Origin of the sequence: Tardiphaga sp. OK246, from assembly GCF_900188215.1 — a bacterium.
In the GTDB taxonomy this organism is placed as follows: Bacteria; Pseudomonadota; Alphaproteobacteria; order Rhizobiales; family Xanthobacteraceae; genus Tardiphaga; species Tardiphaga robiniae.
Window position 1 is genome coordinate 190,818 of record NZ_FZOX01000004.1, and the last position, 25,009, is coordinate 215,826.

Consider the following 25,009-nt stretch of genomic DNA (forward strand, 5'->3'; position numbering starts at 1 on the left):
ACCCATTGAGTATGGCGAAAAATAGCCCGCTGCCGGGTTCCAGATGGACGATGGTTAATCTGGATAAAGGGCGAAACGTAAAAAGGGCTCCACCGGAAGGTGAAGCCCTTGATAAGTCTTCAGAATATTAGCGCCGACGTCGCAGTTTAGCGAGTTACCGTGCGGCGCGGCTTCTGGCCGGGTACCACCGGTTGAGGTGCCGGGGGACCGCCGCCGAACAGGCGCTCGAAGAAGGACAGGCCGCCATTGCTGGCCATGCGCGAGCCGTTGTCGTTGAAGGCCACGCCTTGCGGGATATCCGCGCGCGGGCGCGAATAGCTCGGCTGGGCCCGGGCAACGACCTGTTCCAGATCCTTGTTCTTGCCGCCGCGGAGCAACTGCATCATCTGCGCGTCGCGTCCGTAGATATCCTTGCGCAGCTGCAGCTTGCCAGCGTCATCGACGAAGGCGGTCTGGTAAGTGATGTTCACCGGGATCGGCGTCGGGAATTTCAGATCGATCTCGCTGCGGCCATACATGCCGCGAACCTTCTCCGGCGTGTAGTGCTCGTTCGGCATCGTGATGTTCAGCAGCGTCGCGGCGTATTGATCCGGATTCTGCACGCGCATGCAGCCGTGGCTGAAGGCGCGCTCGTCGCGGCCGAACAGGTTCTTGTCCGGTGTATCGTGCTGATAGACTAGGAACTTGTTCGGGAAGTTGAAGCGGATGCGGCCCAGCGCGTTGGCTTCACCGGGGGGCTGCGCAATGTGGATGCTGCCGTCGGAATTGCGCGTCAGCTTCAGGCCCATGCGGTCAAGCACCGTCGGGTCCTGCTGCAGAGCGGGCAGGTATTCGTTGTAGATGATCGACGGCGGCACGTTCCAGGTCGGGTTGACCGTGATGTACTTCATCGTTTCGGTCATCAGCGGCGTAGCGTGATTGCCCGGCTTGCCGACGACGACGCGTGTGGTCCAGACCTGCGCGCCGTTCTGCATCACTTTCAGCGTATAGTCCGGGATGTTCAGCATCACATAGGCATTGCCGACTGGGGACGCGCCGAGCTGGCGTGGCAGCCAGCGCCAACGCTCCATGTTGACCAGCACCGTATCGATGTGGCGGTCGCGCTTCGGCGAATTCATCGCGCGCACGGTCGCCTCGTCCAGTACGCCGGTGGCCTTCAGATCGTTGCTGGCCTGATACTTGCGAACGGCTTCGGCGACGGCAGCGTCGTATTTGGTCTCGGCCGGAGTCTCGACATTGAGGCGCGCGCGCAGCAACGGCACGCGCGGGTCGTCCATCACGGTCGGGTTCGGATTTTTCTTCGTGGCCTTGGCGAAACGCAGAGCCGGGCCTTCGCCGATCGGCTGTACCGGCGTTGCGGTTTCGCCGCGCAGTTCAGCGAGCTTCTTCTTCAGCTCCTGATAGCCCTTGTGCGGCGGGTTGTAGGCGTCGAGGGCTGCCGAAGCGTTCTTCGCCGTCGAGATATTGGCGAGAACTTCCGCCGGGTCGGTCGGATGCTCCGGATACATGATGTCGCCAGTCACCTGCGACCAGTGCATGCGGCCGCTCTGTGCCTGGCGGGCATAGTCGAGCATGCTGGCGGTGAGCTTCAGCTCCGCCTCGGCGAGCGCATCGGGCGTATTCGCCGTGGTGAAATCCGGCACCGGATAGTCGGCGGCGTCGAGGCCGTCAGAAGCGGCGTCCTTGAGGCGCGCAATGACGCCCTTGGCGGCAGGAGTCGTTGCGCCGCCCTGGGTCCAGATCGGTGCGAAGTCACGTGCGGTGTAGAACTTCTCGACCGCGGCGCGCTCGCCCTTACGGTCGAAATAGCGCGTGGACTTGGCGACGAACATATCGCGCAGTTTCTCGGCGACGGGCTGATCGCTGGACGCAACGGTGGTCGCGGGCTTGGCGATGTCCTTGACGACATCCTTCGGCGGCTCAGCTGCGGGCGCAGGAGGTGCTACAGCAGTCGCAGCCGGCGGTGTCGCAGCGGCGGGCGCGGTTACAGCCTCGCTGGGCTTCACATCCGCAGGCGCTTGCGCGGCCTCGGTTGCCTTTGGCGTATCGGTCGAGGTCGAGCCGATGGTCTTCTCGGACGTCCGGGTCGCGTCCGGCACGGACGCGGTGGTCTCGGCCTTCGGTACATCAGCCTTGAAGTCGGCGGCGGTCGGCGGGGCTACGTTGGCGGGTTCCGGGCGCGGCACCGCCGCATCGATGGCGAGTTCGGAGACACTGTCGCGGGGCGCTGCGCTCTGGGCAGCAGCTGCGGCGCCAGCGGAAACCGTCAGGAATGTCGCGGCCACGGCCATCAGCACGCGGTCGAATCCCGAGCGGCCCTTGGAATAGTCTCGCATTCTCGCACCTCGTTAGGTGAGCTGTTCCGGCATGGAACAGTTCTAGTCTGACATCATCAGCTTCGGTTGAAGCAGTCGCGCTGTTTTGCCTGCTCGCTCCGATTCAGAGCGCTTCCTGTGCAGACGATACACGCGCCCGGCACAAGCGCTAGCGCTTGTCGGACAAGTCACAACAAACTGACCTCAACCTCCCCGGTTTGCAACGCATACCGAGGTTTCACCGATGCTTTTGACTTTGTGTGTCACCAGACCGCAACGGTTCAAGTTCCATAGCGATCGCAACAACATGTTCAATCGCGTGGGAGGCGAGAAGTTCAGTTCGACGGTGCGGAATCCGCAATCGATGAATCTTTCTCCGCTGCCTCATCGAGCTTGCGGTAGAGCGTCGACCGGCCGATTTTGAGGCGCCGTGCGACTTCCGACATCTGGCCGCGATAGTGCGCAATGGCAAAGCGGATGATCTCGGATTCGAGCTCTTCCAGTGCCCTTACCTCGTTCTCCGCTGTCAGCATGGACAGGCTTCCGGCGGCGAGCGATATCGGGGCTGCGTCGATGCCCGGTACCATGGTCGGCGCCATCGTGTGGAAGACGGGGTCTACAATCAGCGGCGCGACTGCCGATGCCACGATCGATGGAGCGTACGCGGTCGTTTGCGGGAAGTCGGCCAGTCCGAGTTGATCGCCTTCGCTCATCACCACGGCGCGGTAGACTGCATTTTCCAGCTGCCGGATATTGCCCGGCCAGTCGAGCTGCGTGAGCATCGTCATGGCGTCGCCAGTGATGCTGGTAATCGGCCTGTTCTCCTCGGCGCAGAAGCGCGCCAGGAAATGCCGCAGCAGATACGGAATGTCCTCGCGGCGCGCCCGCAGCGGCGGCACCGTGAGCGGCAGCACATGCAGGCGATAGAACAGATCTTCGCGGAATTGCCCGGCTTTGACGAGATCGAGCAGCTTGCGGTTAGTGGCCGAGATGATGCGGACGTCGACCTTGACCGGCTTGCGCCCGCCAACGGCCTCGACCGAACCTTCCTGAAGCGCACGCAGCAGCTTCACTTGTGCCGATAGCGGTAGCTCGCCGACTTCGTCGAGAAACAGCGTGCCGCCGTGCGCCTCGACAAACTTGCCGAGATGCCGGTCGGTGGCGCCGGTAAAGGCGCCCTTCTCGTGGCCGAACAGGATCGACTCCACGAGGTTGTCGGGAATGGCGCCGCAATTTACGGCCACGAACGGCTTGCTGCTGCGTTCGCCCGAGCCGTGGATGGCGCGCGCGATCAATTCCTTGCCGACGCCGGACTCGCCTTCGATCAGCACGGGAATCGTGGAGGTCGCCGCCTTGCGTGCGGTGCGCAGCACGGCGTCCATACCGGCATTGCGTGTGACGATGTCGGCAAAAGTGAGCTTGCCTTCGCGGCTGTGCCTGATGCGCTGCAATTCGCCTTTCAACGCACTGGTATTGAGCGCATTGCGCAGGCTCACCTGCAGACGTTCGACGCCGACAGGTTTGACGACGAAATCATGCGCGCCGGCGCGCATGGCGGACACAACATTCTCGATACCGCCATGGGCGGTCTGGACGATGACGGGGATGCTGAGGCCGCTCTCGCGGATCTTGTCGAGCACGCCCATGCCGTCGAGGCCGGGCATCATCAGGTCGAGGACCAGAGCATCGATGGCGGCCGCTTCGGGATCAATCAGCCGGGCCATGACAGCGTCGCCGCTATCGACCGTGATGGCCTCATAGCCGCAGCGCTGCACCATGTTTTCGAGGAGGCGGCGCTGGACGGCGTCGTCATCTGCGATGAGGATTCGTTCGGCCATGGCAACTCCAGAGCGGGTATGTCCCGATTTGAGCCACCATGGCGATCAAAGCCTTAATGCTTTCATAACACCGGGGCGAGGTAAGCCGTCGCATAGGGCCAGACTTCGCGGGCACCGCGATAGATCATGTCACCCGCCACATAGAGAATGATGGCGAGGCCGACATAGGCGATCCAGCGGTGCTTCTGTAGCAGCTTGGCGATGAAGGAGGCGGCGAGACCCATCAGCGCGATCGACAGCACCAAGCCGAAGATCAGGATGCTCGGGTGTTCACGCGCGGCACCGGCGACCGCGAGCACGTTGTCCAGCGACATCGACACATCGGCGACGGTGATCTGCCAGATAGCCTGGCCCAGCGTCTTGCGCGGGCCGTTGGCCGTGCCATCGGCATTGAGCTGGTTCTCGAGCGCGTCGAGATCGTGCTCATGCCCGGCGCGCAATTCGCGCCACATCTTCCAGCACACCCACAGCAAGAGGATGCCGCCGGCCAGAAGCAGACCGATGATCTGCAGCAGTTGGACGGTGATGCTGGCGAAGCCGATGCGCAGGATGGTGGCGGCGATGATGCCGATCAGGATGGCTTTGCCGCGCTGTTCCTTGGGAAGGCCGGCGGCCGCAAGGCCGATCACGATGGCGTTGTCGCCGGCGAGAACCAGATCGATCATCACGACCTGGAAAAGTGCAGTCATAGCTTCAGCGGTGAAGAACTCTGTCATGTGGGCCACTCCGTATGAACGTCCAGTCCGACATCACAGTTCGGGTGAACTGCCAGAGGGGCCCGGGCCAGGACGTGCTTGTTAAAAGTCGTGTTTACATGCGGGTTTGATCCCGCGGTTGATCCGATCCGTTACTCGGGTTGATCGGAGAGGGTGACAAGCCGAACCATCTGGTCGGGCTCAATGAGGATGCTGATTCCGACCCCGATGAAGGTCAGGACACCGGCGACATCGAACCAAGTCGCGCGCCGCGCGAAGTTCCGCGGAATCAGCGCGCCACCGGCCATCAATGCTGCAAGTGCGAATAGCAGGGTGGCGACCATCGGCGCCAGCGCATCGAGCGAGACAAATGCGCGCAAGGCCAGTGCCGCGGTCAGCGCCAGCAAAAGGGTTGCGGCAAACAGCTCCTTGACCCGGTGAGGGGCAGGAGGCGCATACTTGCAGCCGATGCTGTTGCGATCCGTAAAGGCCATCGTTGTCCTGTCGGGTATCGTTTCATCCCGTCCGCAACGTTCTTGCAGCTCGATAGTCGTGCTACAGGAAGTCGTCAGATCTCTAATTCATACTGGATAGTTTCGTAATCATGAAACGTGGCGAAAATCAAGAGGATTTCGCTGGAGTGCAGCGCGGCAAAGCCTTGCCGGAAGCGCGGCAGTTGCGAAAACAGGCTGGGGATTGGCTGAAGGCGCGGCGAGCGGAAGCCGGCTTGTCGCAGGTCGATCTCGCCGCAAAACTTGGTCTCAAATATTACACGTTCATCTCGCAGGTTGAGAACGGCTTCAGTCGGGTGCCCACCGAAACGATGGAAGCATGGGCCATTCAGCTCGGTCTGGAGCCGGCCGCCTTCGCAAAACATTTGCTGGTCTATTACGAGCCGGAATTGCACCGGCTGCTGTTTGGAGCACCCAAATGAACGTCATCGCATTTCAGCGCAAACCGCTGCAGGGCGCGTGGAGCGAGACCGAGCTCGCAACGCTTGCCGACACGATCAATCTCGGGCATCGCGGCCGCGAATGGGAGACTGGCATCACTGAGAACGGCGATGCGCAGCTCTATCTGCTGGGACCGCAGCCGGAGCAGGCCTGCGAATTGTGCGTATCGCGCGTGGATGGCCAGTACATTCTCGAAGACGGCACCGGGCGCTTGTTGTTCGAGCATCGCAGCCTGCCGCTGGTGGCGGCGCATGCCCGCACTGCGCTGCGCGGGACGCGATGGTGGCTTGTCGCACGGATTGTCATGGTGTGGTGTACGATTCGCCATATGCTTCATGACGAGATCGAACCCTTGATGACCGAGGGCGAAGAACTGCTTGTCCATTTCGCTCCGCAGCTCGCTGCTTTCGTGTGACGGCTGCATCCAACCGAAAGTATTCATGACGAAATCTGCGACTGCCCAGACTGCCAAGCCTGCTCGAAAGACCGCTTCTCGCAAAACTGTTTCGCGCAAATCCGCTCCGGCCAAAAAAGCGGTGAGCAAGCTGGCGTCGAAATCATCGGCCAAATCGCCGGGGGGCAAGCTGCCGGAATGGAATCTTGCGGATCTCTACACGGCGATCGACGCGCCGGAGATTGCCGGGGATCTCGACAAGATTGACGCCGAATGCGCGGCATTCGAAGCCGATTACAAGGGCAAGCTCGCGGAAGAGACGGCTAAGCCCGGCGGTGGTGTGTGGCTCGCGGGCGCTGTTCGCCGTTATGAGGCGATTGACGATCTCGCCGGCCGGCTCGGCTCTTATGCCGGTCTCGTCCATGCCGGCGACAGCGTCGATCCTGCGATTTCGAAATTCTACGGCGACGTCTCCGAGCGCATCACCGCGGCGTCGGTGCATCTCCTCTTCTTCGGCCTCGAACTCAATCGTGTCGACGATGCCGTGATCGAGCAGGCGATGCAGACGCCCGAACTTGGTCACTACCGGCCGTGGATCGAGGACAGCCGCAAGGACAAGCCCTATCAGCTCGAAGACCGCGTCGAGCAGCTGTTTCACGAAAAGTCCCAGACCGGTTATGGCGCCTTCAACCGCCTGTTTGATCAGACAATCGCGGGGCTTCGCTTCAAGCTCGGCGGCAAGGAGTTGGCGATCGAGCCAACGTTGACCATGCTGCAGGACCGCGCGCCGGCCAAGCGCAAGGCGGCCGGGCAAGCGCTGGCGAAAACCTTCAAGGCCAATGAGCGCACCTTTGCGCTGATCACCAACACGCTGGCCAAGGACAAGGAAATCTCCGACCGCTGGCGCGGTTTCCAGGACATTGCGGATTCCCGCCATCTCAACAATCGCGTCGAGCGCGAAGTGGTCGATGCACTGGTGTCGTCGGTGCGCGCGGCCTATCCGCGGCTGTCGCATCGCTACTATCAATTGAAGGCGCGCTGGTTCGGCAAGAAGAAGCTCGCCCATTGGGACCGCAATGCGCCGCTGCCATTCGCGCCGACCGGCACAATTCCATGGTCGGACGCGCAGGACATGGTGCTGACCGCCTATGGTGCGTTTTCGCCAGACATGGCCAATATCGCCAGGCGCTTCTTCACCGATCGCTGGATCGATGCGCCGGTGCGTCCAGGCAAGGCGCCCGGCGCCTTTTCGCATCCGACCACGCCGTCGGCGCATCCCTATGTGCTGATGAACTATCAGGGCAAGCCGCGCGACGTGATGACGCTCGCCCATGAACTCGGGCATGGCGTGCATCAGGTGCTCGCTGCCCGCAACGGTGCGCTGATGGCGCCGACACCGCTGACGCTGGCCGAAACCGCCAGCGTGTTCGGCGAGATGCTGACCTTCAAACGGCTGCTGTCGCAGACCAAGAGCGCCAAGCAGCGTCAGGCGCTGCTGGCGGGAAAGGTCGAGGACATGATCAACACCGTGGTCCGGCAGATCGCGTTCTATTCATTCGAGCGCGCTGTTCACACCGAGCGGCGTCACGGCGAACTCACTGCGCAGCGGCTTGGCGAGCTTTGGCTCAGTGTGCAGACTGAAAGCCTCGGGCCCGCGATCGAGATCAAGCCGGGTTACGAGAATTTCTGGATGTACATCCCGCATTTCATCCACTCGCCGTTCTACGTCTACGCCTATGCCTTCGGCGATTGTCTCGTGAACTCGCTCTATGCAGTCTACGAGAACGCCCAGGAAGGTTTTGCAGAGCGCTATCTCGCTATGCTCGCGGCCGGCGGCACCAAGCACTATTCCGAACTGCTGAAGCCCTTTGGTCTCGACGCCAAGGACCCGGCTTTCTGGGATGGCGGCCTCTCGGTCATCTCAGGGATGATCGATGAGCTGGAAGCGATGGGGTAGGGTGGGCGTAAAACATTTGTTGAACGGGCATCTGAAAAGGTGTATTCTGGCATTTCTCAACTAAGTTTAGGGTGTTCGCCATGAATGAGATGCCTCGCAAATCCGCGACAGCAGAGGGCGAGTTTGTTCAGATCAAGAAGATCGGCAACTCTCTCGGCCTCATCTTGTCGAAGGATATTCTCTCTCGCCTCAAGTTGAGCGAGGGCGACAAGCTTCATATCGTCGAGCAGACTGAGCGGGGGATCAAGCTCTCGCCGTACAACCCGAAGCACGCCAAGGCGATGGAAATCGCTCGGCGTTCGTTCAGCACTTACGCTGACACTTACAAGGCACTCGCAAAATGAGTGAGCCGGTTTGGCTCGATGTGGAGATCCTCATCGATCTCCACTCCGAGCAACTGGCGCTTTTCGGTGGTCCTGAAGGCATTCGCGATCAGGGAATGCTTGAGTCGGCGTTGGGGCGGCCTGTCAACAAGTTTGCGTATGGTGAGACTGATCTCGCCGCGCTTGCAGCCGCTTATGTCTTTGGCATCGCGCGCAATCATCCCTTTGTCGATGGAAATAAGCGCGCGGCCTTTGGTGCAATGATCGTCTTTCTGGGTCTGAACGAGATCGATTTTCTTGTCGCGCCCGAGAGCGCCACGGCCATGATCCTTTCCGTTGCGGCGGGCGAAGTCAGCGAAGCGAGTCTCACCCGATGGATTCGCGATAACTGGCCCGCATAATGCCCGCCTAATGCACTGCGGTATGCAAAGATTGCCGTGGTATGCCAGCAACCGTTGCTCTCCATATCCAATTGCGCTAATTCCGTGGCAACATACGAAATTCGAGGCGGGAGACCCTGATGTCCGATCACAGCGAAGTCGCTTACACCACGGCCGATGGCAACGACTATCCGGCGCATGAGCAGACCTATGAGGGCTTTCTCATGCTGGTGAAGTGGGGCACCATCGGCGTCATCGCCATCGTGGCCCTGATGGGCATCTTCCTCACCTGATCTATCGCCGATTGCGCCGCCCGACACGGGTGGCGTCCTGTCCTGTTTGCTCACGCGCGTGCCTTGCGCCGCCGGAGGCCCCATGAAGATTGCCGTTGCCAAGGAAATCGATCCGTCCGAACCGCGTGTGGCGATCTCGCCCGACACGGTGAAGAAGTTCAAGACGCTCGGCGTCGATGTGGCGATTGAGCCTGGCGCCGGCATCAAGTCCAGTCTGCCCGATTCGGAATACACGGCCGTGGGCGCCACCATCAGCGCCGATGCGGTGAAGGATGCCGACATCGTCATCAAGGTGAAGCGTCCCGAGGCGTCCGAACTCGCCGGTTACAAGCGCGGTGCGCTGGTGATCGCGATCATGGATCCGTATGGCAACGACGCGGCGCTGAAGGCGATGGCGGATGCCGGCGTGTCGGCCTTCGCGATGGAGCTGATGCCGCGCATCACCCGCGCGCAGGTGATGGACGTGCTGTCGAGCCAGGCCAATCTCGCCGGCTACCGCGCTGTCATCGAGGCCGCGGAATCCTTTGGCCGCGCCTTCCCGATGATGATGACTGCGGCGGGCACGATCCCTGCTGCGAAGGTGTTCGTGATGGGCGTCGGCGTCGCCGGCCTGCAGGCGATCGCCACCGCGCGCCGTCTCGGCGCGGTGGTCACCGCCACCGACGTGCGTCCCGCTACCAAGGAGCAGGTGGAAAGCCTCGGCGCAAAATTCCTGGCGGTCGAGGATGACGAGTTCAAGAACGCGCAGACCGCCGGCGGCTACGCCAAGGAAATGTCGAAAGAGTATCAGGCCAAGCAGGCCGCGCTCACCGCCGAGCATATCAAGAAGCAGGACATCATCATCACCACGGCGCTGATCCCGGGTCGTCCGGCACCGCGCCTGGTCACCGCCGAGATGGTGGCGTCCATGAAGCCCGGTTCGGTGCTGGTCGACCTCGCTGTCGAACGCGGTGGCAATGTCGAAGGTGCCAAGCCCGGCGAAGTCGCTGACGTCAACGGCATCAAGATCGTTGGTTATACCAATGTCGCCGGCCGCGTCGCCGCCTCGGCGTCGAGCCTCTATGCGCGCAACCTGTTCTCGTTCATCGAAACGTTGGTCAACAAAGAGACCAAGGCGCTCGCGGTGAACTGGGACGACGAACTGGTCAAGGCAACGGCCTTGACCAAGGACGGCGCCGTCATTCATCCGAACTTTCAGCCGAAGACCGCTTAAGGAGCGCTGCCATGGATCATGCCTCGCTGGTCAGCCCGTTCGTCTTTCAGCTCTCGATCTTCGTGCTCGCCGTGTTCGTCGGCTATTTCGTGGTGTGGTCGGTGACGCCCGCGCTGCATACGCCGCTGATGTCGGTGACCAATGCGATCTCCTCGGTGATCGTGGTCGGCGCACTGCTCGCGGTCGGCGTCAACATGGTCGGCAGTGGCGGCGCCTTGGCGCGCGGCTTCGGCTTCGTCGCGCTGATCTTTGCATGCGTCAATATTTTCGGCGGCTTCCTGGTCACGCAGCGCATGCTTGCGATGTACCAGAAGAAAAAGAAGTAAGGGCAGCCCGATGAACGCCAATCTCGCCGCACTGCTCTATCTCGTCGCGGGCATCCTCTTCATCCTGTCGCTGCGCGGGCTGTCCAGCCCGGCGTCCAGCCGCCAGGGCAATTTCCTCGGTATGGCCGGCATGGTCATCGCCGTGGGCACCACGCTGGCCGCGCATCCGCCGGCCGATGGGCTCGGCTGGGTCCTGGTGATCCTCGGTATCGCCATTGGTGGCGGCATCGGCGCGGTCATCGCCAAGCGCGTGCCGATGACCTCGATGCCCGAACTGGTCGCGGCCTTCCACTCGCTGGTCGGCATGGCCGCTGTGCTCGTTGCCGCCGGCGCGTTCTATGCGCCGGAAGCCTTCGGCATTCTCGATCCGGTCACCAAAAAGATCGTCGGCGCCAGCCTCGTCGAAATGTCGCTCGGCGTCGCCATCGGCGCGCTGACTTTCACCGGCTCGGTGATCGCGTTCGCCAAGCTCTCCGGCCGCATGAGCGGCTCGCCGATCATCCTGCCGGCGCGTCACATCATCAATATCGCGCTCGCCCTGGCGCTGGTGTTCTTCATCTTCGGTCTGGTCCGTTCGGGCAGTGCGGTCGACTTCTGGCTCATCACCGTCATCGCGCTGGTGCTCGGCGCGCTGCTGATCATCCCGATCGGCGGCGCCGACATGCCGGTCGTGATCTCGATGCTGAACTCCTATTCCGGCTGGGCAGCTGCCGGCATCGGTTTCACGCTGGGCAATTCGGCGCTGATCATCACCGGCGCGCTGGTCGGCTCGTCCGGCGCGATCCTGTCCTACATCATGTGCCACGCGATGAACCGTTCCTTCATCTCGGTCATCCTCGGCGGCTTCGGCGGCGAGACCGCGGCGGCCGGTGGTGGCTCGGGCGAACAGAAGCCGGCCAAGCTCGGCTCGGCGGACGACGCAGCCTTTATCATGAAGAACGCGCAGAAGGTCATCATCGTGCCCGGCTACGGCATGGCGGTGGCGCAGGCGCAACATGCGCTGCGTGAGATGGCCGATACGCTGAAGAAGGAAGGCGTTGAGGTGAAATACGCCATTCATCCGGTGGCAGGCCGTATGCCCGGCCACATGAACGTGCTGCTGGCGGAAGCCAATGTGCCTTACGATGAGGTGTTCGAACTCGAGGACATCAATTCGGAATTCGCGCAAGCTGACATCGCCTTCGTGATCGGCGCCAACGACGTCACCAATCCGGCGGCGGAAGACGACAAGACTTCGCCGATCTACGGCATGCCGGTGCTGCAGGTCTGGAAGGCCGGCACCGTGATGTTCATCAAGCGCTCGCTGGCGTCCGGCTATGCCGGCATCGACAACCCGCTGTTCTATCGCGACAACACCATGATGCTGCTCGGCGACGCGAAGAAGGTGACGGAGAACATCGTCAAGGCGATGTAAGTCCCGCCCTGATGACCTTCATCAAAACGCCCGGCTACAAGCCGGGCGTTTTTTTGTTTGAAAGGTCAGCTCGCAGCGTCTTCCTTTGGCAAGCGATACAGCGCGCACAGCTTGTTGCCGTCGGGGTCGCGCAGATAGGCCAGATAAAGCTTCACGCCGCCTTCGCGGATGCCCGGCGGCTCTTCGCAGGTGGTGGCGCCATTGGCGATGCCGGCGGCGTGCCAGGCATCGGCTTCTTCCTGCGATTTGGCGAGAAAGCCGATGGTGCCGCCATTGGCAGCGCAAGCAGGCTCGCCATTGATCGGCTTCGACACCGAGAAAGTACCCGTCTTGGTCCGCCAGAAAACCCGGTGGCGATCGACGGCGCCGGGCGGGACGCCCAGCGTGCCGAGCAGCTTGTCATAAAACGACTTCGCGGCTTCGAGGTCGTTGGTGCCGATCATGACATGTGAAAACATCTCGCTTCCTCTCCCACTTTCTTGCAAACTCACCTTCAGGTGATACGCAACTATACGCATCATATGCAGTTTGGCGAGACGGCATGATCCCGCCGCGCAATCGGTTTTGTGGGTCTGCAATAGCGGCGTGTCGCTTGCTGCCGAACCCGTTTTCAATCAGGACACTTGCTTGATGTCAGCACATCCCATGCCCAGATCGTCCTGGATTTTCCCTACGTTGGCCGTTCTGCTTTTTATCGCGACGTCGATTCCTTCGCTCGGGATCGGATTCACGGAGACGACTGCTGGCATTGTGTTCGCGGTTGTTCTGCTGGTCATCTTGTTCGGCACGGTGTTCGCCGCCGTGCATCATGCCGAAGTCATCGCACACAAGATCGGCGAACCGTTCGGCACGCTGTTGCTGACATTGGCCGTGACCATTATCGAGGTGGCGCTGATCGCCTCCATCATGCTGGGTGACAAGGCCGTTCCGACGCTGGCGCGCGATACTGTCTTCGCGGTGGTGATGATCGTTTGCAACGGGTTGGTTGGCATCTGCATCCTTGTCGGAGGGTTGCGTTACCGAGAGCAGGATTTTCAGGTCACGGGCTCGAATATTTATCTCAGTGTGCTGATTGTGATGGCGACGATCACGCTGATCCTGCCGAATTACACCCTGACCACTCCGGGACCGTTCTATTCGAACGCACAGCTCGCCTTCGTTAGCGTCGCCACCATCATGCTCTATGCGGTGTTTCTCTACACACAGACCATTCGACATCAGGATTACTTCGTTGCAGACGGAAGTAGCGAAGGTGCTGCAGGCGGGCATGTTTCCAACCGTCTTCTGGCCGTCAGCGCCGTTTTGCTGCTGGTCTCGTTGCTGGCGGTGGTGCTGCTGGCGAAGAAATTCTCGCTGGTGGTGGACGCCGGTATCGAACGGATCGGTGCACCGGAAGCTTTCGCCGGCATTCTCGTGGCGCTGCTGATCTTGCTGCCGGAAAGCGTCGCCGCCATTTCTGCCGCGCGTGGCAACGATCTGCAGAAGAGCATCAACCTCGCACTCGGCTCATCGCTCGCCACTATCGGACTGACGATACCTGCGGTTGCGGTGGCGGCCTATGCATTAAACAAGGAACTGGTGCTCGGTCTCAGTGCGCAGAAGATGGTGCTGCTGGTGATGACGTTCGTGCTGAGCATGCTGACCTTTGGCACCGGACGCACAAACATCCTGTTCGGGCTGGTTCACTTGGTGGTGTTTGCGGTATTCATCTTCATGGTGTTTGTGCCGTGACCACTTTGGAGAATGAGACAATGCTCGCTGCCCAGTCCGATGTTCAGCAGGACACGCCCGAAGTTCGCGTCACCGAATGGCGACTCGCGCCTGGCGCGGCGACTGGTCACCACACCCATGGGATGGACTATGTGATCGTGCCGATCACCACGAGCGTGATGACGATCATTGCGCCGGACGGCACCCGTTCGCAAGCGCCGATCACGACCGGCAAATCCTATTTCCGCAAGGCAGGCGTCGAGCATGACGTTCTGAATGAAACCGACAAGGAAATCGTGTTTCTCGAGGTCGAGGTTAAGAAAGCTTAACCTTGTCTGCCTCCAGCGGCTGCCGGTTCATTGTGTTTAGCCTGCTGAGGACGACCTGAAACAATTCAATGCGACGGATTGGAACTTTGCCTTCGATCCGTCGCGATTGATCCCTGAATCAGCCTCAAATTCCCAGCATGAAGCAGCTTGGGGAAGAGGCCGGTCCATGCTGCACAAGTATCTCTCGAAGTTCACCATCGATATCTTGCCGTCGATTCTGGCGACGATCGTGGGTGCCTACATCGTCAATCACTACATCATCCCGAAGGCGAGCCCGGATCGGCCCGCTGCGGCTGTCGCATCGACGCCTGCCGAGCCGAAGCTTGACATTAAGGCAGCGACAGCCAAGCCCGCCGAGAATTCTGCCGACCTCGCCAATCTGCCCGAATCGGTCCCGACCAAGGCCGGCGACAAGCCGGTGGTCGAGAAGGCCAGCATCGAAAAGCCCGAGGCGGCCACGACACCCGAGCCGCGCCGCCATCAGCCGGCATTGCGCGAGAAGGCAGCGGCCAAACCCGCGCCGGCTCCGGCCGCGCCTGCGCCAGTCCTTGCCACCGTGGGCACTGCGCCGGCGGCGAATGCCAGCGCGGATGAACGCCGCGACGCCAACGATCTCGCCCGTGCTGCCATCGAGCGCCTGAATCGCAGCGAGCCGCGACCCCAGGAAGCTGCCCGTGCGCCTGAGACTCCGCGTGCACCGGAGGCGCCTCGGGCGCAGGAAGCCGCACGGACTGTTTCCCCTCCGTCGATGCAGCAGCTGCCACCGCCGATCGTGGTGGCGACGCCAAGCGTCGAGAAGCTTGATCCCATGCCCTCGCAGGCCGAACGCCCCGAGGTACGTCGCATTCGTCCGCCCGGTGACATCCCGACGCCGCAGCCGATGGATCTGCAAGCGGATGCTGCTGGCACACCGCGATCTGAGCGCACCAACGTGGCCGAAGATGTGCTGTCTGCGGCAAAGTCGGTGTTCAATTCGGTGATCCCGCGCCCGTTCGAGCGGTAAGGGAAACGGTGGATTTTCCGCGCTCCGCTCTCACGCATGCAGGGCGACGTCGTATTGGTATCAGCCTGACCCCTGCCAGCTTTAGCTAGCCCGCGCGTCCACCCATGCGGGCGAGGCCGCTCCGCGCTGCATCGTCCTTCGGGCGCAGCGCGACAGCGCGGCTGTAGGAGTCTGCGGCCTTGGCCCTGTCGCCAAGCTTCTCATAGGTCGCGCCGCGGGTCAGCCAGACCTGGGCATTGCCCGGTGCCACCTGCGAAGCCTCGTCGAGATCCGCTGCGGCTTCCTGATGTTTCCCGAGGGCGAGATAGCATTGCGCGCGGCCGAGCAGGGGATCCGCCTGCTGCGGCGTCAGGCCGTTGGCCGACGTAAAATCCGCGATGGCAAATTCATATTTCTTCTCGGACTGATAGAGCAGCCCGCGTTGGTAGAAGGTCTGCGCACTGTGCGGATCGAGGTCGAGTGCCTGATTGAAGGCCAGCAGCGCGTCATCGGGTTTGCCGGATTGTGCGAGCGCCTGCGCGCGTGCAGCGTGGATCTGTGCATCCTGCGGATTGGTCTTGCCGGAATTCGCGGGCGGCGGGGGCGCCAGAGCCGTGGTCTTCGGTTCGTCCTTGTCAGACCCCGGTGTTAGTGACGACAGGTTGAACGAGCATCCGGTGCCGCACAGACCCGTAACGATAAGGGCAATCGCGGTAAGGCCGCGGGCGCCGAAGCGGGACGGGGACTCGCGGACGGGACATTCCATGCAGGGCCAATCTCACGCAGCGACCAATGACCTATTGGTAGCGCGACATCGGGCAAAATGCACCCGATCAAGACCAGCGCGCCAAAGAAGTAGTTCGCGCAAAAAAGCAACTGCGCAAAAAAATAACGCGGGCTTTGGCCCGCGTTATCAAACTCGGTGGATGAAGTGCGCTTAGCGCGCCGGACGCGGAGCGCCCGCGCCGCCAGCGCCGGGACGGCCGCCACGATCGGCGCCAGGACCCGCGCCGAACACCGGCTTCGGCTTCATCGGCAGCAGGCCTTCGCGCTGCAGCTTCTTGCGAGCCAGCTTGCGTGCGCGACGCACAGCCTCAGCCTTCTCGCGAGCCTTCTTCTCAGAGGGCTTCTCGTAGTGACCGCGGAGCTTCATCTCGCGGAAAATACCCTCGCGCTGCATCTTCTTCTTCAGCGCCTTGAGAGCCTGATCGACGTTATTATCGCGAACGAGAACCTGCACGCGGCATCCTCTTTTCAATTGATCGGATTTGAATTTCGGTAAAGTGAAGGGCCGACAAAGGCCATGCCCTTAACCTCAAGGGCGCCGATGTACCAGATGAAATGGCGAATGTCCACCTTGCGGCGCCGTCATTTTAACCTTCTGGGCCGGGAAAATAACCTATTTTTTCCGAATTTTCCCGGGTGGGGATAGGGCAGGTTCCCTGTCTCGACAGGTATTGGAGCACGGACGCATAATTCCCGTGGCGACTCAGCCGGGACGCCGATTACGACCGGAGAGCATCATGAATGGGAAAAAATACGCGGCCGAGCTGATCGGCACCTTTTGGCTCACATTTGCAGGTTGCGGCAGTGCCGTAATAGCGGCAGCATTTCCGCAGGTCGGTATCGGTCTCGTCGGCGTCTCGCTGGCCTTCGGCCTCAGCGTCGTGACCATGGCCTATGCCATTGGCCACGTTTCGGGCTGCCATCTCAATCCTGCGGTCACCGTGGGTCTTGCGGCGGGTGGACGTTTCCCCGCCGGCCAGATTCTCCCTTATGTGATTGCGCAGGTCGTCGGTGCGGTTGCAGGTGCGGCCGTGTTGTATGTCATCGCCAGCGGCGCTGCCGGTTTCGACCTTGCCAAGGGCTTTGCGTCGAACGGCTACGGCGATCATTCGCCCGGCAAATACAGCATGGTCGCGGGCTTCATCATGGAAGTGGTGATGACCATGATGTTCCTGTTCATCATCATGGGCTCCACGCACGGCAAGGCGCCTGCGGGCTTCGCGCCGCTGGCGATCGGGCTTGCGCTGGTGATGATCCACCTCGTCAGCATTCCAGTCACCAACACGTCGGTGAATCCGGCGCGCAGCACCGGGCCGGCATTGTTTGTCGGCGGCTGGGCACTGCAACAGTTGTGGCTGTTCTGGGTGGCACCGCTGGTTGGCGGTGTTCTCGGCGGCGCGATCTATCGCTGGCTGAGTGACGAGCCCACCGGTGTGGTGGAAGGTAAGGCGACCACCTGACATGAGGCGGTGAAGCCGGCGTCGTTACGTCGCCGGCTTCACTTCAACCACGTGGCCCATCTTGCGGCCGGGCTTCGGCGCGCCCTTGCCATAGAGATGCACGGTAGCGCCGGGGACGGTAAGCCACTTGCCGTAGTCGAGAATGTCGTCGCCGATCAGGTTGATCATGGTGACCTGGCCGTGGCGGACGGGTTTGGCGAGCGGCCAGCCGGCGATGGCGCGGATGTGCTGTTCGAATTGCGACACTGAGGCGCCATCGAGCGTCCAGTGGCCGGAATTATGCACGCGCGGCGCAATTTCGTTCACGACAAGCGTCGCGCTGTCCTTACCGGGCACGACAAACAGTTCGACGGCAAAGACGCCGACATAGCCCAGCGCAGTGCCGATCTTCTCGGCGATCTCGCGTGCCTTCGCGGCAAGCGCGTCAGAGATGTGCGCGGGCGCATAGGAGAATTTCAGGATGTGATCGCGGTGCTCGTTTTCGGTGACGTCGAAACATTCGACGTGACCGTCGGCGCCGCGTGCAGCGATGACCGAAACCTCGCGTTCGAACGGCACGAAGGCTTCAAGGATCGCGGAATTGGTGCCGAGATCCTTCCAGACCTGATCGAGATCGTCACCCTCGCGGATGATTGCCTGGCCCTTGCCGTCATAACCGAAGCGACGCGTCTTGATGACAGCTGGCAGACCGATCTTCTTGACCGCTGCATGAAGCTCGCCAGCGTTCGCAACGCCTGCGTAACCCGCCGTGCCGATACCCAGTGACGTTACAAAATCCTTCTCGGCCAGGCGGTCCTGCGTAGTCTGCAGGATTGTCTGTGCGGGCAGAACCGGGCGCCGCGCGTCGAGGATCATCGCGGTGGCGGCCGGCACGTTCTCGAATTCGTAGGTGATGACGTCGCAATCACTGGCGAACAGTTCGAGCGCCTCGACATCCGCATATTCAGCGCATGTCGCGTTCTGCACGACATCGAAAGCCGGCGAATCCGGATCCGGTGAAAAAACCTGACAGCGGAGGCCGAGGCGCGCTGCGGACATCGCCAACATGCGACCGAGCTGGCCGCCACCGAGAATGCCGATCGTATCGCCCGGCTTGAGAACCTTCGTCACCACAGCGCTCACGCCGCACCTTCCGGCTTTTCAGCCACGGCATCGGTCTGCGCCTTGCGCCAGGCGGCGAGCTTTGTCGCCAGTGCTGTATCGTGCAGCGCCAGCACGCTCGCTGCGAGCAGTGCCGCATTGATCGCGCCGGGTTTGCCGATGGCCAGCGTGCCGACGGGCACGCCGCCCGGCATCTGTACGATCGAATAAAGCGAGTCGACGCCGGATAGCGCCTTGGATTCCACGGGCACGCCGAATACCGGGAGTTCCGTCAGCGCCGCGGCCATGCCGGGCAAATGCGCAGCGCCGCCGGCACCGGCGATGATGATCTGGAAGCCCGCCGCCTTGGCGCCCTTGGCGAATGCGACCAGCCGGTCCGGCGTACGGTGGGCCGAGACGATGCGCGCCTCATGGGATACGCCGAGCGCGGTCAGCGTTTCGGCGGCGTGGCGCATGGTTTCCCAGTCCGACTGGCTTCCCATAATAATGGCGACGGGCGCGGTCATTCCGTATTTTCTTTCGCGAATCCAGAAAGATAGGCTGGAAATACAATGTCGTCCCCTTGCGTGGCAAGGAGCGTGGCAAACATGATCTCGTCTTGGTGAAGACTGGCAAGCCTTGTAACAAATCCCATGCAAAAGAAAACCCGAACGCCTGCTGCAAAGTCGGTCAAACGTTCCATGAAGCCGGCAGTTCGGGGTTCCAAAGCGTTGGTGTCGCTGCCGAAAAGCCGCGCGTCGGCGGCAGCGCTCACGATTCGGCGGCTGGAAGCGCAACTCACACAGGCCGAGGCGAAGATTGCCGAATTGCGAGCTTCGGCGGAAACCGACTTCCTGCTCGACATTCTCAACCGCCGTGGATTTGCCCGCGAGCTGACCCGCGCCGTGGCGATCGACCAGCTCACTTTCGTCTTCCGCGACATCAACGTATCGGCTGGCGCCTCTGCAGGCGTCGCACTGCTGGGTCCCGATGTCGATGGCGAAGCCGCGTTGGTTCAGGCCGACAGGGCGATGTATGTGCGCAAGACCGCGCGACGCGCGAAAGTGTAGTTAGTCGATTGTCGGCGTTGGCGCCCTTACAGCGCGCTGAGGTCGTTTGGCACTTCGCCAAAGGCGCGGATCACCTGGGCGTCGCCGAACTCGCCGATCATCGGATCGCCGGTACGGCTGAAGGCCAGTGCGCCGATCGAACCTGGCGCACGGGACAATAGTTCGGCGCGGCGGATGGCGCCGGATGCGCTCTGACATTCCTCGGCGGCACCGGCGGCCGGCGAACCAGAGTCGTCGTGTAGGAAGGGCAGTGCGACATAATAGGTGATATCGGCCATGGTGCCCTCACGAGTCGATTGATCTCGGCACGAGAATGTTCTTATTTTGTTCTTATTGTCAAGTTTCGACAGCGCCTCGTTTGCAGTCGCCCCATTCCGCTCCTGTCAGGCCGCAATAGCTGGCTTGCGCGTTGCGAGCGTCACGTCGGCCAGCGCGAGCGCCATGGCGATCAATTCGCGGAGCCCAGCAGTTTTCACCACGCCACAATGCGATGCTGGCCAGAATTAAGTCTGGCTGTCGTGCCTACGATGCCGCGCGAAAAGAGCGGCGGCCGTCGCGAAGCAAGGTTTTGACGACGGGCGAGTTCAACGCCCAGCCTGCTGCATTCACCGCGAGTTAAAGAAAGCCGATCCATCGATCATCGCGCGTTGAGTTCGCAGTCCTGGCCGTTCTTCAACCCACAGCCACAGCGCGACGCGTTGTCTCAGGCAATAATATCCGGGGTGATCTGGTCTTCGATAAAGGAGATCCGGTCTTTCAGCTGAAGCTTCCTCTTCTTCAACCGTTGCAGTCGCAAAAGATCGGGTGCCGGTGAATGTTGCAAGGCATCGATAGCGGCGTCGAGGTCGCGATGTTCCTGCTGCAATCGGGCGAGTTCTAACGGGAGTTCGCGATCTTCGTCGTCGTTCATGTTTCTAGCTGACTGGATTCGCAAGTCATTTGCGAGGAATTTCTAGGATGACTATCGCCGGTGCAGGCGCACCACGCAAGCCGTCCGGTTCCATGTTTTTGCGGCGCGATCAGGTCACGATTCGTTTCACACGATACCTGAAACTCAAAATACACTTTTCAATACCTATCGACAGATGTCCACTGTCATGTAGAATTCATCGTCCAACCGAACGTATCCTGAGGTTCAATCCTACCGAGGAGTTTTCGAATGGCACTACAGGCGCATCTCGTCGAACTGGAACGCAAGCACAAAGTTCTCGAAAGCGAATTGCACGAAGCGCTCGTGCACCTGTCTACCGACGATCTCCGCATCGTCGAACTCAAGCGTCGAAAACTGATGGTCAGGGACGAAATCCAGCGTCTCAAAAACGGGGCCAGCGAAACGGTGCACTGATCAACGGCTGCACTGATCAGCGAACGATAAATCACAGCATCGACATCGTCGTCTACGTCACTGCTTTCGCGTAGGTGCGATGACGTCTTCCCCTCATCCCGCGATAGGTTTGCGACGAAGCTCCAGTATTCGGTTGGCCTGGATCGCTTCGCCTGCAACCTTTCGCGTTCAATGTCCCGCCATCTCAGCCACGTAGTCCGCGATGGCCAGCGATGATGTCAGCCCCGGTGACTCGATGCCGAACAGGTTGATAAGGCCCGGCACGCCATGGGTCTGGGCACCCTGGATCATGAAATCCTGCACCGCGACTGCGGGCGGCACGATCTTCGGCCGCATTCCTGAATAGCTTGGCATTAATGCGCCGTCCGGCAGACTTGGCCAGTAGCGCCTGATAGCCGGATAGAACCTCTCTCCGCGTGCCGGATCGACCGTGTAGTCGATGTGATCCACCCACTCGACGTCAGGGCCGAAACGCGCCTGGCCGGCCAGATCGAGCGTCAGATGCACCCCGAGGCCGCCCGGTTCCGGCACGGGATAGATCAGCCGCGAGAACGGTGCTTTCGCATTGCAGCTGAAATAACAGCCTTTCGCCAGATAAGCGGGCGGTATCAGGTCGAGCGGCATGCCGTCGAGCATGCGGGCGATCGCGGTTGCGGACAGGCCTGCGGAATTGATCAGCATGTCGCAGGCTAGTGTCATCGGAGCTTCGCCGCCGACATCCAGTTCGAAACCGTCGGCGGTGACCCGGCCACGTTCCAGGGGAGCGAGGAATGCGAAGGCCGCGCCCGCGGCTTCCGCTTCACCGCGCAGCGACAACATGTAGCTGTGGCTGTCGACGATCCCCGTGGAGGGGGACAACAGCGCGGCTTCGCAAGCCAATGCCGGCTCCAGCGCCCGTGCCTCTGTCCCGGATAATTGCTCGAGATCAGCGACGCCATTGGCTTCGGCATGCGCTTTGATCGACGCCAGTTTGGCGATCTCCTCCGGACGTGTGGCGACGATCAGTTTCCCGGAGTTGCGATGTGGGATGCCGCGATCGCGGCAATAATCATAGAGCGCCTGTTTTCCAGCGACGCAGAGCCGTGCCATCAGGCTTCCGGCCGGATAATAGATGCCGGCATGGATGACCTCGCTGTTGCGCGACGAGGTCACGGTACCGATCGCGTCCGTGGCCTCCAGCACGATGACCTCGCGTCCCGCTTCCGCCAGTCGCCGGGCGATCGCAAGACCCACGACGCCGGCGCCCACCACCACGCATTCAACCTTGTCCATGTCGCGTCCGATAGTTTGCTGCGCCGGTCAGCTGCGGTTCGACCTTGCGCATGTGGCGCATTAGTAAAACATTAAGCATCACAGCTAATTACCACCAAATTTCGCCGCATTCTGCAGGTGCGACGATACGCATTTACCTGATCCACATACCTGTAACCAAACACTCACGCTGCGAATACGCGGGTGTGTAATGACTGGCAAGATCGGGCGATCAGACAGCAAGGCGGCAGTGTCCGTCATCGCAGTCGCGTGCCTTCTCGGCAGCATTGCCGGAGCCCACGCAGAATCCCCGGCGGTTCATTATATCAGTGAACTCGACCCGCAAATGATCTGGCAGATCCTCATCGGTGGATTTGTCGCGCTGGCATTTCTCGCCGCCATTGTGCTGTGGGTCGCCTCGGCGCTGCGAAATGTGCGTCGCGAGCAGCAGCGTCGCAATGCGTTTGTCGGTTCTGCCCTCAATCATCTCGGCCAAGGCATCGTGATGCTCGACGACCAGAAGCGGGTCGTGTTTTGCAACGATCGCTATCTTGAGATCTACGACCTGACCCGCGCCGACATCACCAAGGATATTACCGGTCCGGGATTGCGTGAGTTACGCCGCCAGCGTGGCAAGCTCGATCTGACCACCCAGAGCTTCTACGAGCAGACTGTTTCCGCCGGCGAGTACATTGCCGAAATGCCCGGCGGGCAATCCGTTCACGTCAAGTTCAGCCGGCTTCCCAATGGCGGCGCCATTGGCATTCATGAGGACTGCACCGAGCAGCGTTTCCTGCAGCGCGAGCTTGCGACCACCAAGCAATTCCTCGAATCTGTCCTTGATCACGTCCCGATCTGCGTCGCGGCCAAGACCATTGACGATGGCCGCTACATCTTCGCCAACCGGGCTTTCGAGACCTTCTCTCGGCTCTCGCGCGATAAGATCGTCGGCAAGCGACCGGATCAGATATTCTCCGCACAGTCTGCGAAAGCGATTGCCGAAGCCGATGCCCTGGCAGTGGAAACGCGCAGTCAGTGTCGCAGCGAGTTCAATGTGGAGATTGGCTCAGACCTCCGCACGCTGGATAGCAATCGCGTGATTGCCTTTAACGAACGCAATGAGCCGGCATTTCTGATTGCGCTGTTCGAGGATGTGACCGACCGCAAGTCGCTGTCCAAGGAACTGGAGAACGCCAAGAAATTCCTTGAGACCGTGCTCGACAACATTCCTGTGTCGCTGATGGTGCAACAGATCAGCACCGGTCGTTATCTGTTCGCCAACCGCGGCGCAGAGGTCATTTTGGGTCGCAAGCGCGAAGACGCTATCGGTCTGACCGTTCCCGAAATGCTTCGCCCGGAAGAAGCGAAGCTGATCGTCAGCCGGGATCAGGCCGCGATCAGGGGCCGAACACCGATTGCGGAAGAGCATCCGATCAGCACGCGCGACGGATTGCGGCTGTTCCTGACCCGGCGGGTCACAGTGCTCGACGAAGCAGGCGAGCCGCAATATCTGATCAAGACCCACGAAGATGTCACCGACCGCCGCCAGACCGAGGCGCGGATGGCGCATATGGCCTATCACGACGGCCTGACCGATCTGCCGAACCGCCCGGCCTTTTTGCAGGCTCTGTCGCAGATGATCGATGCCTGCGGCGAAACCTCCGAGGAATTCGCCGTGCTGTCGATCGATCTCGACGGCCTGAAGGAGGTCAACGATGTCTTCGGCCATGCCATCGGCGACAAGCTGCTGGTCGAAGTGTCGCGTCGCATCGATTCAGCCGTAGGCGGCGGCGTTGTGGCGCGGCTCGGCGGTGACGAGTTCGGCGTAATCATCGACGGCGCGCAGCCCGCGGCTGGGCTGTTGATCGCAGAGCGGATCGCCGCGGCCCTTGCGGAGGAATTCCCGATCGACGGCAAGTCGGTGCGTACAGGCGTCACCACAGGCATTTCGCTGTTCCCGCGCGATGGCCATGACCCGGCCGCGTTGCTGGCGAATTCCGGCGCGGCGCTGTTCCGTGCCAAGTCGCAGTCGCGCGGTTCGATCAGCATCTTCGAGCCGCAAATGGACCAGCAACTGCGCGATCGCCGCGTGCTGCATCAGGACCTCTCGGCCGCGATCCGCAATGGCGAATTGTCGCTGCACTACCAGCCCCAGGCACGCGCCGGCCAGACCGTCGTCGATGCCGACATTACGGGCTTCGAGGCACTGGCGCGGTGGATTCATCCGACGCGCGGTTTCGTGCCGCCCGGAGACTTCATTCCGTTGGCCGAAGAAAGTGGCCTGATCGTTGAGATGGGTGAGTGGATCCTGCGCCAGGCCTGCCTTGAGGCCGCCTCGTGGCCGGTCCCGCTGCAGATCGCGGTCAATCTGTCGCCCGCGCAGTTCATGCATGGTGATCTCGTCGGCCTCGTGCATTCGATCCTGCTCGAAACCGGCCTGCAGCCCGGTCGCCTTGAGCTGGAAATCACCGAGGGTGTGCTGATCGAGGATTTCGATCGCGGCGTCGCGTTGCTGCGGCGGTTGAAGGCGCTCGGCGTGCGCATCTCTATGGACGACTTCGGCTCCGGCTATTCCTCGTTGACCTATCTGCAGGCATTCCCGTTCGACAAGATCAAGATCGACCGCGCTTTCGTGATCAATCTGGGGCTCAATCCGCAGTCCGCCGCCATCGTGCGCGCGGTCATCGGGCTGGGCCATGGCCTCGACGTCGCGATCGTTGCGGAAGGCGTCGAGACCCACGAGCAACTCTGCTTCCTCGCCAGCGAAGGCTGCGACGGCGTACAAGGCTACTTCATCGGGCGTCCTGCCCCGATTGCGCAATATGCCGCGCTGGTCGGACGGATTGCCGCCGCTGCGCCCGCCGCGCGCATGGTCGGTTGAGCGACAGGCCGTTG

29 protein-coding genes are annotated in these 25,009 nt (G+C 61.4%); 16 read left to right on the top strand and 13 right to left on the bottom strand.

Annotated elements, in window-relative coordinates:
* Nucleotides 1-146: 146 nt before the first annotated feature.
* The 4 genes from CHC01_RS19265 to CHC01_RS19280 all read right to left on the bottom strand — a co-directional run bounded on the left by CHC01_RS19265 (nt 147) and on the right by CHC01_RS19280 (nt 5,342).
* On the bottom strand, nt 147-2,336 hold the full coding sequence (locus CHC01_RS19265; RefSeq protein ID WP_089265878.1) for a L,D-transpeptidase family protein: 2,190 nt from the start codon (nt 2,334-2,336) through the stop codon (nt 147-149).
* Nucleotides 2,337-2,650: 314 nt separating this feature from the next.
* Nucleotides 2,651-4,153 (bottom strand): sigma-54-dependent transcriptional regulator, encoded by a 1,503-nt coding sequence (locus tag CHC01_RS19270; protein ID WP_089265879.1) that lies wholly within the window; start codon nt 4,151-4,153, stop codon nt 2,651-2,653.
* Between the two features lie 62 nt (nt 4,154-4,215).
* Complete coding sequence (locus CHC01_RS19275) at nt 4,216-4,869, bottom strand: TerC family protein (RefSeq protein WP_089265880.1); 654 nt, start codon at nt 4,867-4,869, stop codon at nt 4,216-4,218.
* A 131-nt stretch (nt 4,870-5,000) separates the two neighbouring features.
* Nucleotides 5,001-5,342 carry a hypothetical protein gene (locus CHC01_RS19280; protein WP_089265881.1) on the bottom strand — a complete coding sequence of 114 codons (342 nt, stop codon included), beginning with the start codon at nt 5,340-5,342 and terminating at the stop codon, nt 5,001-5,003.
* A 110-nt stretch (nt 5,343-5,452) separates the two neighbouring features.
* On the opposite strand from CHC01_RS19280, the gene CHC01_RS19285 reads away from it, so the two are divergent.
* From CHC01_RS19285 to CHC01_RS19325, 9 genes are all read left to right on the top strand, one after another.
* Nucleotides 5,453-5,782, top strand: coding sequence for a helix-turn-helix domain-containing protein (locus CHC01_RS19285; RefSeq protein ID WP_089265882.1), 330 nt, complete (start codon nt 5,453-5,455; stop codon nt 5,780-5,782).
* Nucleotides 5,779-6,216 (top strand): hypothetical protein, encoded by a 438-nt coding sequence (locus CHC01_RS19290; protein WP_089265883.1) that lies wholly within the window; start codon nt 5,779-5,781, stop codon nt 6,214-6,216. Before CHC01_RS19285 ends, CHC01_RS19290 begins: the two co-directional genes overlap by 4 nt.
* A 25-nt stretch (nt 6,217-6,241) precedes the next feature.
* Nucleotides 6,242-8,152, top strand: coding sequence for a M3 family oligoendopeptidase (locus CHC01_RS19295; RefSeq protein WP_089265884.1), 1,911 nt, complete (start codon nt 6,242-6,244; stop codon nt 8,150-8,152).
* 80 nt (nt 8,153-8,232) lie between these two features.
* Complete coding sequence (locus tag CHC01_RS19300) at nt 8,233-8,496, top strand: AbrB/MazE/SpoVT family DNA-binding domain-containing protein (RefSeq protein ID WP_244527965.1); 264 nt, start codon at nt 8,233-8,235, stop codon at nt 8,494-8,496.
* Nucleotides 8,493-8,876, top strand: a complete 384-nt coding sequence (locus CHC01_RS19305; protein ID WP_089265885.1) for a type II toxin-antitoxin system death-on-curing family toxin — start codon at nt 8,493-8,495, stop codon at nt 8,874-8,876. The genes CHC01_RS19300 and CHC01_RS19305 overlap by 4 nt, the downstream gene beginning before the upstream one ends.
* Nucleotides 8,877-8,995: 119 nt before the next feature.
* Nucleotides 8,996-9,148: an aa3-type cytochrome c oxidase subunit IV gene (locus CHC01_RS19310; protein ID WP_089265886.1), complete on the top strand. Its 153-nt coding sequence runs from the start codon at nt 8,996-8,998 to the stop codon at nt 9,146-9,148.
* An 82-nt stretch (nt 9,149-9,230) separates the two neighbouring features.
* Nucleotides 9,231-10,361 carry a Re/Si-specific NAD(P)(+) transhydrogenase subunit alpha gene (locus CHC01_RS19315; protein WP_089265887.1) on the top strand — a complete coding sequence of 377 codons (1,131 nt, stop codon included), beginning with the start codon at nt 9,231-9,233 and terminating at the stop codon, nt 10,359-10,361.
* An 11-nt stretch (nt 10,362-10,372) separates the two neighbouring features.
* Nucleotides 10,373-10,687 carry a proton-translocating transhydrogenase family protein gene (locus CHC01_RS19320; protein WP_089265888.1) on the top strand — a complete coding sequence of 105 codons (315 nt, stop codon included), beginning with the start codon at nt 10,373-10,375 and terminating at the stop codon, nt 10,685-10,687.
* Nucleotides 10,688-10,697: 10 nt separating this feature from the next.
* Nucleotides 10,698-12,101, top strand: a complete 1,404-nt coding sequence (locus tag CHC01_RS19325; RefSeq protein WP_089265889.1) for an NAD(P)(+) transhydrogenase (Re/Si-specific) subunit beta — start codon at nt 10,698-10,700, stop codon at nt 12,099-12,101.
* A gap of 65 nt (nt 12,102-12,166) precedes the next feature.
* Here CHC01_RS19325 and CHC01_RS19330 read toward each other — a convergent pair whose 3' ends face one another.
* Nucleotides 12,167-12,559, bottom strand: coding sequence for a VOC family protein (locus tag CHC01_RS19330; protein ID WP_089265890.1), 393 nt, complete (start codon nt 12,557-12,559; stop codon nt 12,167-12,169).
* 172 nt (nt 12,560-12,731) lie between these two features.
* On the opposite strand from CHC01_RS19330, the gene CHC01_RS19335 reads away from it, so the two are divergent.
* The 3 genes from CHC01_RS19335 to CHC01_RS19345 all read left to right on the top strand — a co-directional run bounded on the left by CHC01_RS19335 (nt 12,732) and on the right by CHC01_RS19345 (nt 15,143).
* Entirely contained in the window at nt 12,732-13,832 is a 1,101-nt protein-coding gene (locus CHC01_RS19335; protein ID WP_089266242.1) for a calcium:cation antiporter, read from the top strand.
* Between the two features lie 20 nt (nt 13,833-13,852).
* On the top strand, nt 13,853-14,140 hold the full coding sequence (locus CHC01_RS19340; protein ID WP_089265891.1) for a cupin domain-containing protein: 288 nt from the start codon (nt 13,853-13,855) through the stop codon (nt 14,138-14,140).
* 166 nt (nt 14,141-14,306) lie between these two features.
* On the top strand, nt 14,307-15,143 hold the full coding sequence (locus tag CHC01_RS19345; RefSeq protein WP_349636621.1) for a hypothetical protein: 837 nt from the start codon (nt 14,307-14,309) through the stop codon (nt 15,141-15,143).
* Between the two features lie 85 nt (nt 15,144-15,228).
* Here the strand turns inward: CHC01_RS19345 and CHC01_RS19350 are convergent, their stop codons facing one another.
* Both CHC01_RS19350 and rpsU read right to left on the bottom strand, forming a co-directional pair.
* Nucleotides 15,229-15,888, bottom strand: coding sequence for a tetratricopeptide repeat protein (locus tag CHC01_RS19350; protein ID WP_244558428.1), 660 nt, complete (start codon nt 15,886-15,888; stop codon nt 15,229-15,231).
* A gap of 171 nt (nt 15,889-16,059) precedes the next feature.
* On the bottom strand, nt 16,060-16,362 hold the full coding sequence (gene rpsU, locus CHC01_RS19355) for a 30S ribosomal protein S21 (protein WP_089265892.1): 303 nt from the start codon (nt 16,360-16,362) through the stop codon (nt 16,060-16,062).
* 283 nt (nt 16,363-16,645) lie between these two features.
* Here rpsU and aqpZ point away from each other — a divergent pair, with 283 nt between their 5' ends.
* Complete coding sequence (gene aqpZ, locus CHC01_RS19360) at nt 16,646-17,368, top strand: aquaporin Z (RefSeq protein ID WP_089265893.1); 723 nt, start codon at nt 16,646-16,648, stop codon at nt 17,366-17,368.
* 24 nt (nt 17,369-17,392) lie between these two features.
* Here the strand turns inward: aqpZ and CHC01_RS19365 are convergent, their stop codons facing one another.
* The 3 genes from CHC01_RS19365 to CHC01_RS32650 are packed head-to-tail and all read right to left on the bottom strand — an operon-like array spanning nt 17,393 to nt 19,151.
* Entirely contained in the window at nt 17,393-18,478 is a 1,086-nt protein-coding gene (locus tag CHC01_RS19365) for a 5-(carboxyamino)imidazole ribonucleotide synthase (RefSeq protein ID WP_256461239.1), read from the bottom strand.
* A gap of 8 nt (nt 18,479-18,486) precedes the next feature.
* On the bottom strand, nt 18,487-18,975 hold the full coding sequence (gene purE, locus CHC01_RS19370) for a 5-(carboxyamino)imidazole ribonucleotide mutase (RefSeq protein WP_068728790.1): 489 nt from the start codon (nt 18,973-18,975) through the stop codon (nt 18,487-18,489).
* The gene (locus CHC01_RS32650) at nt 18,972-19,151 is read right to left on the bottom strand and encodes a hypothetical protein (protein ID WP_170849526.1); all 180 of its coding nucleotides are present in this window, start codon (nt 19,149-19,151) and stop codon (nt 18,972-18,974) included. Before CHC01_RS32650 ends, purE begins: the two co-directional genes overlap by 4 nt.
* 31 nt (nt 19,152-19,182) lie before the next feature.
* Between CHC01_RS32650 and CHC01_RS19375 the strand changes: the two genes are divergently transcribed.
* Nucleotides 19,183-19,518: a hypothetical protein gene (locus tag CHC01_RS19375; RefSeq protein ID WP_349636622.1), complete on the top strand. Its 336-nt coding sequence runs from the start codon at nt 19,183-19,185 to the stop codon at nt 19,516-19,518.
* 26 nt (nt 19,519-19,544) lie between these two features.
* Here CHC01_RS19375 and CHC01_RS19380 read toward each other — a convergent pair whose 3' ends face one another.
* Together CHC01_RS19380 and CHC01_RS19385 are read right to left on the bottom strand one after the other, a co-directional pair.
* Entirely contained in the window at nt 19,545-19,796 is a 252-nt protein-coding gene (locus CHC01_RS19380) for a hypothetical protein (RefSeq protein WP_089265896.1), read from the bottom strand.
* Between the two features lie 425 nt (nt 19,797-20,221).
* Nucleotides 20,222-20,428, bottom strand: coding sequence for a YdcH family protein (locus CHC01_RS19385; RefSeq protein WP_068728782.1), 207 nt, complete (start codon nt 20,426-20,428; stop codon nt 20,222-20,224).
* Nucleotides 20,429-20,677: 249 nt separating this feature from the next.
* Between CHC01_RS19385 and CHC01_RS19390 the strand changes: the two genes are divergently transcribed.
* Complete coding sequence (locus CHC01_RS19390) at nt 20,678-20,863, top strand: YdcH family protein (RefSeq protein WP_068728781.1); 186 nt, start codon at nt 20,678-20,680, stop codon at nt 20,861-20,863.
* 168 nt (nt 20,864-21,031) lie between these two features.
* Here the strand turns inward: CHC01_RS19390 and CHC01_RS19395 are convergent, their stop codons facing one another.
* A complete protein-coding gene (locus tag CHC01_RS19395; protein ID WP_089265897.1) occupies nt 21,032-22,135 on the bottom strand; it encodes an NAD(P)/FAD-dependent oxidoreductase in 1,104 nt (367 codons plus the stop codon).
* Nucleotides 22,136-22,325: 190 nt separating this feature from the next.
* Here CHC01_RS19395 and CHC01_RS19400 point away from each other — a divergent pair, with 190 nt between their 5' ends.
* Nucleotides 22,326-24,995 carry a sensor domain-containing protein gene (locus tag CHC01_RS19400; protein ID WP_089265898.1) on the top strand — a complete coding sequence of 890 codons (2,670 nt, stop codon included), beginning with the start codon at nt 22,326-22,328 and terminating at the stop codon, nt 24,993-24,995.
* The last annotated feature ends 14 nt before the right edge of the window (nt 24,996-25,009 follow it).

What these genes read in the sequence shown, in the direction of transcription:
- aqpZ (WP_089265893.1), top strand. Translation starts at nt 16,646, where the DNA reads ATGAATGGGAAAAAATACGCGGCCGAGCTGATCGGCACCTTTTGGCTC.
- CHC01_RS19335 (WP_089266242.1), top strand. Translation starts at nt 12,732, where the DNA reads ATGTCAGCACATCCCATGCCCAGATCGTCCTGGATTTTCCCTACGTTG.
- CHC01_RS19340 (WP_089265891.1), top strand. Translation starts at nt 13,853, where the DNA reads ATGCTCGCTGCCCAGTCCGATGTTCAGCAGGACACGCCCGAAGTTCGC.
- CHC01_RS19310 (WP_089265886.1), top strand. Translation starts at nt 8,996, where the DNA reads ATGTCCGATCACAGCGAAGTCGCTTACACCACGGCCGATGGCAACGAC.
- CHC01_RS19270 (WP_089265879.1), bottom strand. Translation starts at nt 4,153, where the DNA reads ATGGCCGAACGAATCCTCATCGCAGATGACGACGCCGTCCAGCGCCGC.
- CHC01_RS19325 (WP_089265889.1), top strand. Translation starts at nt 10,698, where the DNA reads ATGAACGCCAATCTCGCCGCACTGCTCTATCTCGTCGCGGGCATCCTC.
- CHC01_RS19285 (WP_089265882.1), top strand. Translation starts at nt 5,453, where the DNA reads ATGAAACGTGGCGAAAATCAAGAGGATTTCGCTGGAGTGCAGCGCGGC.
- CHC01_RS19345 (WP_349636621.1), top strand. Translation starts at nt 14,307, where the DNA reads ATGCTGCACAAGTATCTCTCGAAGTTCACCATCGATATCTTGCCGTCG.
- CHC01_RS19385 (WP_068728782.1), bottom strand. Translation starts at nt 20,428, where the DNA reads ATGAACGACGACGAAGATCGCGAACTCCCGTTAGAACTCGCCCGATTG.
- CHC01_RS19315 (WP_089265887.1), top strand. Translation starts at nt 9,231, where the DNA reads ATGAAGATTGCCGTTGCCAAGGAAATCGATCCGTCCGAACCGCGTGTG.
- CHC01_RS19280 (WP_089265881.1), bottom strand. Translation starts at nt 5,342, where the DNA reads ATGGCCTTTACGGATCGCAACAGCATCGGCTGCAAGTATGCGCCTCCT.
- CHC01_RS19400 (WP_089265898.1), top strand. Translation starts at nt 22,326, where the DNA reads ATGACTGGCAAGATCGGGCGATCAGACAGCAAGGCGGCAGTGTCCGTC.
- CHC01_RS19305 (WP_089265885.1), top strand. Translation starts at nt 8,493, where the DNA reads ATGAGTGAGCCGGTTTGGCTCGATGTGGAGATCCTCATCGATCTCCAC.
- CHC01_RS19265 (WP_089265878.1), bottom strand. Translation starts at nt 2,336, where the DNA reads ATGCGAGACTATTCCAAGGGCCGCTCGGGATTCGACCGCGTGCTGATG.
- CHC01_RS19295 (WP_089265884.1), top strand. Translation starts at nt 6,242, where the DNA reads ATGACGAAATCTGCGACTGCCCAGACTGCCAAGCCTGCTCGAAAGACC.
- CHC01_RS19330 (WP_089265890.1), bottom strand. Translation starts at nt 12,559, where the DNA reads ATGTTTTCACATGTCATGATCGGCACCAACGACCTCGAAGCCGCGAAG.
- CHC01_RS32650 (WP_170849526.1), bottom strand. Translation starts at nt 19,151, where the DNA reads ATGGAACGTTTGACCGACTTTGCAGCAGGCGTTCGGGTTTTCTTTTGC.
- CHC01_RS19320 (WP_089265888.1), top strand. Translation starts at nt 10,373, where the DNA reads ATGGATCATGCCTCGCTGGTCAGCCCGTTCGTCTTTCAGCTCTCGATC.
- CHC01_RS19290 (WP_089265883.1), top strand. Translation starts at nt 5,779, where the DNA reads ATGAACGTCATCGCATTTCAGCGCAAACCGCTGCAGGGCGCGTGGAGC.
- CHC01_RS19380 (WP_089265896.1), bottom strand. Translation starts at nt 19,796, where the DNA reads ATGGCCGATATCACCTATTATGTCGCACTGCCCTTCCTACACGACGAC.
- CHC01_RS19300 (WP_244527965.1), top strand. Translation starts at nt 8,233, where the DNA reads ATGAATGAGATGCCTCGCAAATCCGCGACAGCAGAGGGCGAGTTTGTT.
- CHC01_RS19275 (WP_089265880.1), bottom strand. Translation starts at nt 4,869, where the DNA reads ATGACAGAGTTCTTCACCGCTGAAGCTATGACTGCACTTTTCCAGGTC.
- purE (WP_068728790.1), bottom strand. Translation starts at nt 18,975, where the DNA reads ATGACCGCGCCCGTCGCCATTATTATGGGAAGCCAGTCGGACTGGGAA.
- CHC01_RS19390 (WP_068728781.1), top strand. Translation starts at nt 20,678, where the DNA reads ATGGCACTACAGGCGCATCTCGTCGAACTGGAACGCAAGCACAAAGTT.
- CHC01_RS19350 (WP_244558428.1), bottom strand. Translation starts at nt 15,888, where the DNA reads ATGGAATGTCCCGTCCGCGAGTCCCCGTCCCGCTTCGGCGCCCGCGGC.
- CHC01_RS19395 (WP_089265897.1), bottom strand. Translation starts at nt 22,135, where the DNA reads ATGGACAAGGTTGAATGCGTGGTGGTGGGCGCCGGCGTCGTGGGTCTT.